This is a genomic window from Alteribacillus sp. JSM 102045 (genome assembly GCF_041949975.1).
GTDB lineage: Bacteria > Bacillota > Bacilli > Bacillales > Marinococcaceae > Alteribacillus.
In genome coordinates, this window is the sequence record NZ_JBHFQG010000021.1 from 60,914 (window position 1) to 71,036 (window position 10,123).

Annotated in this window: 8 protein-coding genes and 4 pseudogenes; 1 reads left to right on the forward strand and 11 read right to left on the reverse strand. The window is 37.7% G+C overall.

The features are described 5' to 3' along the window. Nucleotides 1-64: 64 nt before the first annotated feature. The 5 genes and pseudogenes from ACE1TI_RS14310 to ACE1TI_RS14330 form a co-directional block, all read right to left on the reverse strand. Nucleotides 65-1,033, reverse strand: a complete 969-nt coding sequence (locus ACE1TI_RS14310) for a 2-hydroxyacid dehydrogenase (protein ID WP_375008259.1) — start codon at nt 1,031-1,033, stop codon at nt 65-67. A 747-nt stretch (nt 1,034-1,780) separates the two neighbouring features. After that, a complete protein-coding gene (locus tag ACE1TI_RS14315) occupies nt 1,781-2,056 on the reverse strand; it encodes a hypothetical protein (protein ID WP_375008260.1) in 276 nt (91 codons plus the stop codon). Nucleotides 2,057-2,129: 73 nt separating this feature from the next. Continuing rightward, nucleotides 2,130-2,447, reverse strand: coding sequence for a hypothetical protein (locus ACE1TI_RS14320; protein WP_375008261.1), 318 nt, complete (start codon nt 2,445-2,447; stop codon nt 2,130-2,132). Between the two features lie 194 nt (nt 2,448-2,641). Continuing rightward, nucleotides 2,642-3,712: pseudogene (locus tag ACE1TI_RS14325) on the reverse strand (dihydrolipoyl dehydrogenase family protein); the annotation flags it as partial. A 27-nt stretch (nt 3,713-3,739) separates the two neighbouring features. After that, nucleotides 3,740-4,360 (reverse strand): LysE/ArgO family amino acid transporter, encoded by a 621-nt coding sequence (locus tag ACE1TI_RS14330; protein ID WP_375008262.1) that lies wholly within the window; start codon nt 4,358-4,360, stop codon nt 3,740-3,742. 120 nt (nt 4,361-4,480) lie between these two features. Between ACE1TI_RS14330 and ACE1TI_RS14335 the strand changes: the two genes are divergently transcribed. Beyond that, nucleotides 4,481-5,929 carry an aminotransferase-like domain-containing protein gene (locus ACE1TI_RS14335; RefSeq protein WP_375008263.1) on the forward strand — a complete coding sequence of 483 codons (1,449 nt, stop codon included), beginning with the start codon at nt 4,481-4,483 and terminating at the stop codon, nt 5,927-5,929. 102 nt (nt 5,930-6,031) lie between these two features. Here the strand turns inward: ACE1TI_RS14335 and ACE1TI_RS14340 are convergent. The 6 genes and pseudogenes from ACE1TI_RS14340 to ACE1TI_RS14365 form a co-directional block, all read right to left on the reverse strand. Then, nucleotides 6,032-6,350 (reverse strand): annotated as a pseudogene (locus tag ACE1TI_RS14340) (FAD-dependent oxidoreductase); the annotation flags it as partial. A 157-nt stretch (nt 6,351-6,507) separates the two neighbouring features. Next, a pseudogene (locus ACE1TI_RS14345) lies at nt 6,508-7,622 on the reverse strand (IS4 family transposase). 122 nt (nt 7,623-7,744) lie between these two features. Further along, nucleotides 7,745-7,918 (reverse strand): hypothetical protein, encoded by a 174-nt coding sequence (locus tag ACE1TI_RS14350; RefSeq protein WP_375008264.1) that lies wholly within the window; start codon nt 7,916-7,918, stop codon nt 7,745-7,747. Between the two features lie 253 nt (nt 7,919-8,171). Beyond that, nucleotides 8,172-8,575, reverse strand: a pseudogene (merR, locus tag ACE1TI_RS14355) (Hg(II)-responsive transcriptional regulator). Nucleotides 8,576-8,817: 242 nt separating this feature from the next. Further along, nucleotides 8,818-9,459 (reverse strand): TSUP family transporter, encoded by a 642-nt coding sequence (locus ACE1TI_RS14360; RefSeq protein WP_375008265.1) that lies wholly within the window; start codon nt 9,457-9,459, stop codon nt 8,818-8,820. Between the two features lie 481 nt (nt 9,460-9,940). Next, a partial coding sequence (locus ACE1TI_RS14365; RefSeq protein ID WP_375008266.1) for a hypothetical protein occupies nt 9,941-10,123 on the reverse strand: 183 nt, incomplete at its 5' end.

The window sequence follows — 10,123 nt, forward strand, 5'->3', positions numbered from 1 at the left end:
CAAATCTCTGTAAGGAATCATTCTATCCTTACAGAGATTTTAACGCTTTCCACGCTGCCGATAATTATAAGGTTACTGGATGGTCCGGTTCTTCTCCTCGCAGCCCTTGCAGGATATGGTTGGCTGTCATATCTGCCATCTTCCAGCGTGTATTTTCACTCGCACTGCCAATATGCGGAAGCGCTGTCACATTGGGAAGAGACAACAAAGGGTGATCCGCTGAAATGGGTTCATTTTCAAACACGTCAAGCCCTGCACCGCGTATGTCCCCGTTCTTTAATGCATCATATAATGCGTCTTCGTTCACCGTGCCGCCGCGGGAAGAATTAATGAAAATAGCTGTGTTTTTCATTTTTTGAAAAGCTTCTCTATTTATCATATGATGTGTTTCTTTTGTGTATGGCGTCATTACACAAACGAAATCCGAGGTTTCAAGCAACTCATCCATTTCCACATAACGTGCTCCGATTTCGTTTTCAGCTTCTGATTTACGAGAACGATTGTGATAAACAATATCCATATCAAAGCCGGTTCCTCGTTTTGCCACTGCTTCTCCTATTCTGCCCATTCCAATAATTCCAAGCCTTGCATGATGAATATCTTGTCCAGTTAAAAAGAAAGGAGCCCATGCTCCCCATTCATTATTTTTTATAACTTCCATGCCTTCCGGAATTCTTCTAGCTGCTGCCATTAAAAGCGCAAAGGTTAGATCTGCAGTGGTTTCTGATAAAACCCCCGGCGTATGAGCTACTTGAATGTTTCTCTTCGATGCAGCCTCCACATCAATATTGTTAAACCCTACGGCCATAGTGGAAATGATTTTCAAGTTTTCTGCTTTGTTTATCAGTTCTTTATCAATCGGATCAGAAATGGTGCAAAACACAGCATCAGCTGTTTGAATTTCTTTTTCGAGTATCTCTTTTGGTACCGGTTGTTCTTCTTTTTCCCACATCCCTACTTCGCATTCTGCTTCTAATTTTTCAACGATTGCTGGCGGCATTTGTCGTGTAAGGTACACATAGGGTTTCTTCATGCTTATTCCTCTCTTTCTAAGCGTTTTCAGTTTCCATTATAGCACAGCAAACTTACCATCCCGGAAACAGAATAGCATGCTGGTTCCTTTTATGATTTACATTTACTCCCTTCTTCTTTGAACTCTTGTGCCATTCGGCTCAGTTCCTCTGAAGAGCTTGAACTTCTTCCAACGGGGCCTGTTGTCCGACTTCCTGAAGGTGGACATTTTGATTATTTCGAAGGGGTAACTTCCGTCAATGGAGATACACGACACAGACATGCATATAGGGGAAAAACAGAAGGTGGACTAAACGTATAACTCACTTTATTTATTGAGTGAATTCCTAGATACTTTTTTAGACCTCTTATCTTGTTTAGTACAATCACCTCCTTAAAGCCTCTGTTCTTTGTAACGGTGGCTTTTTTAATTGTGTGTACCCTACTATTTTTTTCTTAGTAATTAAAAATTGTAAAATAGGATTATTTAATAAAGGCCATGTTTTGAGAACTGATACAGAGCAAGCCATCCCGATCCTGCTCTTACTTTTTGCTCTTCAATTTTGCGAGAAGATAATTGGCTTTATCTTACCTTTATACTTTTTTCACCAATGCCTCTTTTACGTTTCATCCTCATTAAAATCGGACTTAAATAATGTTATTAAAAACAAATTCTATTTTTGATTGAAAGAAGTATTCAATAAAAAATAGCTTAAGCAAGAAAATTTAGTTTAAATAAAGACTATCCATCATTCAATGTGAGTTATTATTAGAAAAATAACCGAGGAACTGGTCGACGAGATATCTCCTCTTTATTATTATGGTGCTCCTTAAACCTTTCAGTGTACTCTTTTCTTTGATAAAGTTTATCCATCTCGTTAACCATCTTTTCAAACTGGCTTCTGCTTAACTTTCCTTCTGCATAAAGCATACAAGCGTAAGCATACGCAAGGGCTGAAGTATCAATATTCACTGTAACATCAACATCTGAGTTACCACTTTTGTTGACACGTGATATACTTCTAATCAATTGATCTTCTTGCATAACTTGAACCTCCTTGAGAAAAAAGAAGGGACATAAGCGCATGTTAGTACTCTAACGTCCCTTCTAAAAAATATTAAGAACGTTTTCTACGACGATCACTTTCATTCCTCTGATCTTGATCTTGGGTTTGTTTTTGATCAGCCTCAGCATCTGCAAATGCTCTGTTACGACTTTTTGAGAGAGATTCAGCGTCTACATGAACATCTACATTCACATGTGCATTTCCGCTTTTATCAACACTAGCTTTTGCATCGTTTTCATTGAAGTTTTTATCCTTTAAGAAATTCTCGTTCTCACTCTTTGAACGGCTGCGGCTCTCATTCTTTATATCATTCTCGCTATCCACTCTTACATTTACTTCCTCATCATCTCTTCTGCCACCGTAACTCAACTTAGTCACCCCCTTTTTAATCTTATCTTATGTTTATTATTCGTATTAACATAGGTAAGCTTCACTAAATGGGTCATTTCAAACGAATGCTGTTATACATCCGCATAGCAAGGACGGCAAAGCAGATGATTAAGAAAAGAACACCTAAAATACCCAGCGCGATATACGGTAAAAATATCCGTTATTTTGTTTGATTACTCAGCACAACAAGATAATTTCGAAACATCCTTATTGAAAGTTAGACTTGCTAATTTTAACCCTTCCGCCATTGTAAGATACGGAGCAAGCGTCTCTTGAAGATCCTCTGCCGTTCACTTAAATTTGACAGCTAATGTCGCTGCATAAATCACGTCACCCGCATTCTCTGCAACTACATGAGCCCCGATGATTTCCCTATTTTCACCATCCATTACGAGTTTAAACACCCCAGTCGTTTGATGATTAGCTAAAGCTCTAGGTACTGACTCTAATGGTAATACGGATGTTTTTACTTTATAACCTTCTTCTTTCGCTTGTTTCTCTGTTAAACCCACAGAACCCACAGAAGGGTGAGTAAAAGTAACAGCTGGAACGGTTCGCAAATCGTGTGCTTTTTTTACTTCCCTTACCACATTGTGTCCTACGATCTTTCCTTGATGAGCTGCTACATAAACAAATTGCGGTCCTAGTGTTGCATCACCGGCTGCGTAAATGTGAGAGACGTTGGTTTCTAGATAGTCATTTGTTATGATTTCTCCATCCTTACCTACTTTCACACCAGCTTCTTCAAGATGAAGAGATGCAGTATTGGGGTTTCGGCCAATTGCTACTAGAAGTTGATCCCCTTCCACCACTTGTTCTTTTCCATTAACACGTATATGCACTTGTTTCTGATCTCCGTTTTGAACAACTTTTTGGTATTCTATACCTTTTATGAATCCAATCCCTTCTTCCGTAAGAGCGTTCTCAACAGCTTCAGATACTTCTGGATCGTATTTACTTAATAAGCGATTAGTCCTTTGCATGAGGGTCACTTCTGCCCCCAAATCATGAAGCATTTGCCCCAACTCCAATGCAATATATCCCGAGCCAATAATAACGAGATGTTTAGGGACTGCAGTTACATTCAGTGCAGAGGTGCTTGTCAGGTAATCGTCATCATTTAATCCTGGAATGTCAGGAATTAGTGGGGAAGCCCCTGTTGCAATCAAAAAATGGGTAGCGGTAATGCGTTGGCCATCTACCATAATCGTATAGTCATCCTTGAATCTCGCTTCACTTTGTATTTATGGTAAAGCATCTTAAAGTTCATGTTAATTTACCAATGAATATAGTTGATATCCCATATAAATAGTCATAACCCATATAATAAGTGCGGAAACTTGGTTCATATGTTTTAATAACTTACCATTTTTATCAAATTGGCCAATCTTTCTGCCAGAAATCGCTAAGGAAAAGAACCAGATCCAAGAAATCATCATACAAGCCACGGTAAACACCCATTTATCATAGCCTGTATAAACCAATGAACTAGTCCCAATAACTCCTATAGTATCCATAATAGCATGAGGATTAAATAATGAGACAGAAGCAGCAAATGTAACCTGACGACGTGCAGAAAAACGATTTTGCACTTGATTAGCGTTTTTTTCGGGTGTGTTTTTCCACATAATCCAACCCATATAGGCTAAGAAAAAGAATCCAACTAAAAATAATAAAACTTTTAACCATTCAAAACTTAAAACAACCATGGATACCCCTGCCACAGCCAAATAAATCAGTATGGTATCACAAACCCCCGCAGTAATAACCGCAGGTAAAGAATTGGTGAATTTTTTTTGTGTTGCTCCTTGATTAAATATAAATACATTTTGGACACCTAAAGGTAATATTAATCCAAATGCCAATATCACTCCATGAAATAAGGCTTCCACTATGATTCCCCCCTCTTCTCATCTAGAATAGCGAAAGATGACCAATATGTCTCCAACCAATTGGATGGAAATTCACCCAACCATTTTGTTATAATTAAAAAAAATGATTGGAGATAGCCTATGTCTGAATTAGAGTGGAAGCCACAAAAAAATTCTTCCGTTCCTTTACATCAGCAAATATCTGATTTTATGAAAAAGAAAATAATGAATGGCGAATGGACAATAGGTACTAAAATACCACCACAAAGAAATTTAGCAAATCTATTTCAAGTAAATCGCAGTACAATTGTAATTGTACTTGAAGAACTGGCTGCCGACGGACTAATTGAATCTAAGGTTGGGAGCGGTACTAGGGTGACTAACAATACATGGAGTCTACTTGCTTCAACTCCTCCTCCAGATTGGTTTAGTTATGTTAAATCCTGTATTCATAAACCAAATATATCAATCATCCAAGAAATTAATAAAGCCGAGGAAGACTCTACTATGATTAGGCTTGGAACAGGAGAACTTTCACCAGACTTATTACCCAACAAAATAATGGGACAAACACTACAAATAGATGATGAACAGTCTTTATCGCTTGGATACATGGAGCCTAAAGGAAGTCTATCTTTGCGTAAAACGGTTAGGGCATATTTAAGAACAAAAGGAATCGAAGCATCACCTGAATCGATCTTAATTGTTTCAGGAGGACTGCAAGCACTGCAATTGATATCGCTTGGATTACTAAATAGAGGGTCAACTATTCTTCATGAAACACCTTCATATTTGAACTCCGTACATGTATTCCAATCGTCTGAAATGAATTTATTAGGTATATCAATGGATAAAGAAGGAATTAAATGTGACTCAATAGGACGTTTGAAGCGACAACATCATGCGTCTTTGCTCTATACGATACCTACTTTCCACAATCCAACAGGCACATTAATGTCTGAAAGAAGGCGAATGGAATTAATAGATGTCTGCCAGAAGGCATCTATTCCTATTATTGAAGATGATGTTTATGGAGACTTATGGATTGAAAACCCTCCCCCAAAACCTCTAAAAGCAAATGATACTCAAGGGAATGTCTTATATATAGGGAGCGTATCGAAAACACTAAGTCCCGGACTACGAATAGGTTGGATTGTCGGCCCTGAACCTGTCATAAATCGTTTAGCAGATATAAAAATGCAAACAGATTATGGTTCAAGTTCCTTATCACAATATGCTGTAGAAAAATGGCTGGCTAGTGGATTATACTCTGATTTCTTAAAGGAAATAAGAGAGGAGTTAAAGTATAGAAGGGATTTTACCATTAAAATCTTAAACGAATATTTTTCAAAAATTGCTACGTGGAGTATTCCAAAAGGTGGCTTTTATATATGGCTTAGGCTGGAATCAGATATTTCAACTAAGAAATTATTTGATCTAGCACTCAGAGAACATATCTTATTAAATCCGGGAATGGTATATGATAAAAATTATTTTAACCATCTTCGGTTATCGTACTCTTTTGCCTCATTAGAGCAATTAGAAGAAGGGTTAATTAGATTATCACAACTAATAAAAACTCTTTCGTAAAAAAATTGAGGTTACGGTACCCTTGTTTTTATTATATTTTTTCTAACATTTCCTTTTCTAAGGTTACTTCTATTCTCTGCTTTACCACTATTTGTGATACGGTTCTCCCTGGATTAAATCAAATCCATAGTCATTAATTAAATCCATATATTTTTCTTGCCGCAGTTGTTTTACGAGGTCATCCTTTTGATCTTTTAGCTGAGCTAGATCTGGATCGTCTGTTTGGATACGTAAGCCTTCAAATGGATGATCGCTCGCTTTTTGGTTGATCTCACTTGCTCTTAACAACGTTTTGGAAGGTACACAGCCGATATTGACACACGTACCACCAATCGTACCTTTTTCAACCATGGCTACTGTCGATCGCGGCAGAAAATGCAGCCCCTCCGGATCCAATAACCACGAAATCGTAATCCACATCACTAGTGTTGCATAAAACCATATAATTATAGTTTGAATATTCTGTCTATATATCACTCTGGTAAATGAGCTAAAAAGACAATCCTAAGCGAGAAGTGGCACTGTCTATTTGGTAAAATTATACATTTACTACTCGAGCAACATCGACTTGTACACGTTTACGGACTCCCTCTTTGCTCAATGAATCCGAACCATACTCTTGCTGGTCTCCACATGGTTGCCTTGAGCCATCGGGTAATCCGTAATAATGTTGGTTTTCCTTTGGCTTCGAGTTGAACGAGTACATTCAGGCAATACGTAATTAATGCAAGGAAAATTTGATTGTGTACAGCTTGTTCGCTGTATCCAAAAAACGTTTTTATTTCGACGTGCTGCTTTAACCATTTGAAAAATAACTCTATTGCCCATCTCGAACGGTACAGGTCGCCTATTTCTTCCGCTTTTAAGTCAAAGCGATTTGTGATCAAATGTATTGGATTCCCTTTCGAATCGACTGTTTCAAGGATTCAAATACATTTTCGGTACGCTTTGGTGTTGTACCGATGTATGCCATTTTATCTGATGTAATGGGACTTCCTTTAGGTAAAGAAAAGGATTCAACCTCTCTTATGACGGCATTCTTTTTCAGTCTTGAGAGAAAAAAGATTCCTTCATCAAAGTACCGATCAAACCGTTCATAGTCGATATATCCACGATCAAACACATACATGGCATCTTTGTCATCAACGAGTATCTCCAGTTGATTCCGATCGTGTTCAACGGCATTGGTGATAACGGCTTTATCAGGATAGACCGTATCTTGATCGACAAAAACCAATCGAAGATGAAGTTTGACACCACCTTTGCTCTTTCGGAATGTAGCCCAGTTACAACGGGTGAGATTTAGCGGCATGGTGCTTGAATCAATAATTTTTAAAGGAAATGGTGATTGATGTTTGTTTGTTTTCATCTGAATCTGCCGGACTAATTCAAGAAAGACCATGGAAAACAGAGATGAATCTATAGCCCTGTTTTTGCGAGAAAGTTGTGAGACACTGATTGATTTGAGCCCCAGCTCTTTCTGTAAGTTTTCATCGGCTAGTTCTGCATTTAACGCATGAAGGCTTTCCACTTGTTTCAAGTGGGCATAGAGAAATAGTTTTGTAAAAGAGGACATTGATAATTTTTTCTTATATTTATCCAATCCATCTTTTTTTACTTGTTCATTAAAAAGTTTCATATTTATGGGTGCAACCCATTTACCAAATGAAGATAATCGTGTATTCTTGTCCATAGCTGATATCCTTTACGTTGGATTTGGACAGGAACCACCTGTACTTCCATTGTAAAGGATTTTTTTATGCGCTTATGAACCAAAAATTGAATATTGGGTGTATTTTGAATCTTGAATCAATATTAATGCAACACTAGTGAATCCATATCTAGCTTTTTGTCAGAAATCGGGGGGTCCTCGACGATAGTTTCGCTTCCTGGTGTATATCCTGATCGTTGGATCGATTCTTTTGCTTTTTTTAGATGTTCTTCCTTTATATTAAATTCAGCTTTTCCCCCGGGATAGTTAACATGCACAGCCTCTGCCCCATGATTTTGTAACACTTTTTTGACAGTTTGGCACAATGATCACATGTCATTCCATGAACAGGTAAATGATATTTCTTCATTATTATTCTTCCCCTTTCTCTTTAACAACATGGTTAGGTTTTATTATTCGTTTTGTTGCTCTTACTGTAATTCTTGTAATCCAATAAGGGATGAGCAAATAACGCAACTACCCAAACCCTAATTGAAAATAAGATGAGTAAATACGTTTTGTCACTCATTCTTATCTTTCTTCGTCTTGTAATCGTTCTATGATTGGACAGTTATACAATTCATCTTGGTTTGGACAACGAGCTTTCAATTCTTCTAACATTGTTTGACTTTTTTCAAATCCTTGACTTTACGAGTGATTTATTCTAATTTTTTGGAGGTGAATGCATACATGTCTTAACATCGACTAGTATCCTGATCGACTACTCCCAACAATTTGTTGATTTCCTTCAGACTGAAGTCTAATTCTTGTGTTTTTTTGATGAATTTTACTCGCTCCACCGTTTCGTCCGTGTAAATACGGTATCCAGATTCATTTCTCGGAGGTTCCGGGATCAACTGTTTCCTTTCATAGTAACGAATTGTCTCCTTGTTTACCCCACAAGCGTTTGCCAATTCACTGATTTGATAACCCATCTAATCACCTCTATCCATAATATAAACCCTGTACTTTAGTACAGGGCAACAGAAAAGTTTATTTTTTTATCTTATTCGATGAAAGTATAACCACAGATATAAGTCACAAATTTTTGGACCTAGATATTAGCTCTAAGATATGATCGTTTTGCTTTTTAATTTTTGAAAGATAATATAAAGCTCCTGCTAACATAATAATAATCACTAACATGAACATAAAGCCACCTATCCTTTCTTGAATGTTAAATGATGAGAAGAAACACTCCTGTTAATAGGAGGACAAGAGCTACAACCAATTTCATTAAAGACGGATCCATTTTCGCTTGTAGCCAGGGACCGATTTGACCACCTACTAACACCCCGGGGGCCGTGAACATAACAATTTTTCCTGTTGTTAACAATTCTTCAAAACCAGCCCCCCCTATTTCTATAAATATCCTGACTATCACAACGCCAATGACAGTCACTGATACGACAAAAATAGAAGTAGCTACCGCAACGGGAGTAGGAATCCTACAACGAACAAGAAATTGATATTCCAAGAGCTCCGCCAACCCGACAGCAACCATTCCAAAGAATGCGCCTCCAATTGACGTTAACATTTTGGCCAAAGACTTACTACAAATCGTATAATGATATCTCTTTCCATTGACATCTTCTATTACAGTTTCTTCCCTGTCGTTGCTATAGGTTAAAGGTATATCTTTAAATGAATGACTTTTATCCATGCGATAGGACAGGAATAATTGCCACCCCACAAAAATGATTCCGATAGCAAATATGATCATAAGAATATCCCCCGATATGTAAGAGGATAGAAAGACTCCTATGATGGAAGCAGGAATTGAAAAAAAACAGGAGTTTTTTACCAAAAGAAAAGTCAATCAGCCGTTTTCTGACATAACCTACTAATCCTGACATAAATCCAAATAATTCTGTCAGCAAACCTGCTCCGATAGCAGTATAAGGATCCACCTTTAACACTAAAACGAATAGAGGAGAAAAAAATACAGCCCCTCCAATGCCAGATGACATGGCAACCGTTGCGATTAAAATAGAAATTGGAAACAGATACCAATATTGAAGGAGTTCAGACATTATCCTTTCACATTTTCGGTCTTTTCTTTAAACTTTGTTTATTGAACGCATCAAATATAAGATAAATCATGTACCATAGTACAGGGTCAACCATCTAGACGAAGATCATTTAAATTCGAGCTTTCCAGCATCTGGAGCTATCACTGTCACATGACAAGTCTGTTGAAGCGGAAGGAGATTCACTCGTATCCAGACCACAATCGATGTCTAACACATATCATTCAGCTTTACCAATCATTTTTTTCTATCCATTCATTATTCCATCCCTTAGCGAAACAAACGGGAAACTATTTTCCCAATTTGCTTCACCTCTTTCACCGCAAAAAGGGGCTGTCCCAAAACCCCTAAAATAAAATCTCCACCGGAGTCATCTTTTAGATGGGACCGGTGGAGATTTTTCATGCTCCGATGGAGATATGTGTCTTTTGGCGGCGTTTTGCCGCCGCCACT

Coding starts and splice junctions, on each gene's coding strand:
- ACE1TI_RS14310 (WP_375008259.1), bottom strand. CDS start 1,033: ATGAAGAAACCCTATGTGTACCTTACACGACAAATGCCGCCAGCAATC.
- ACE1TI_RS14315 (WP_375008260.1), bottom strand. CDS start 2,056: ATGCAAGAAGATCAATTGATTAGAAGTATATCACGTGTCAACAAAAGT.
- ACE1TI_RS14335 (WP_375008263.1), top strand. CDS start 4,481: ATGTCTGAATTAGAGTGGAAGCCACAAAAAAATTCTTCCGTTCCTTTA.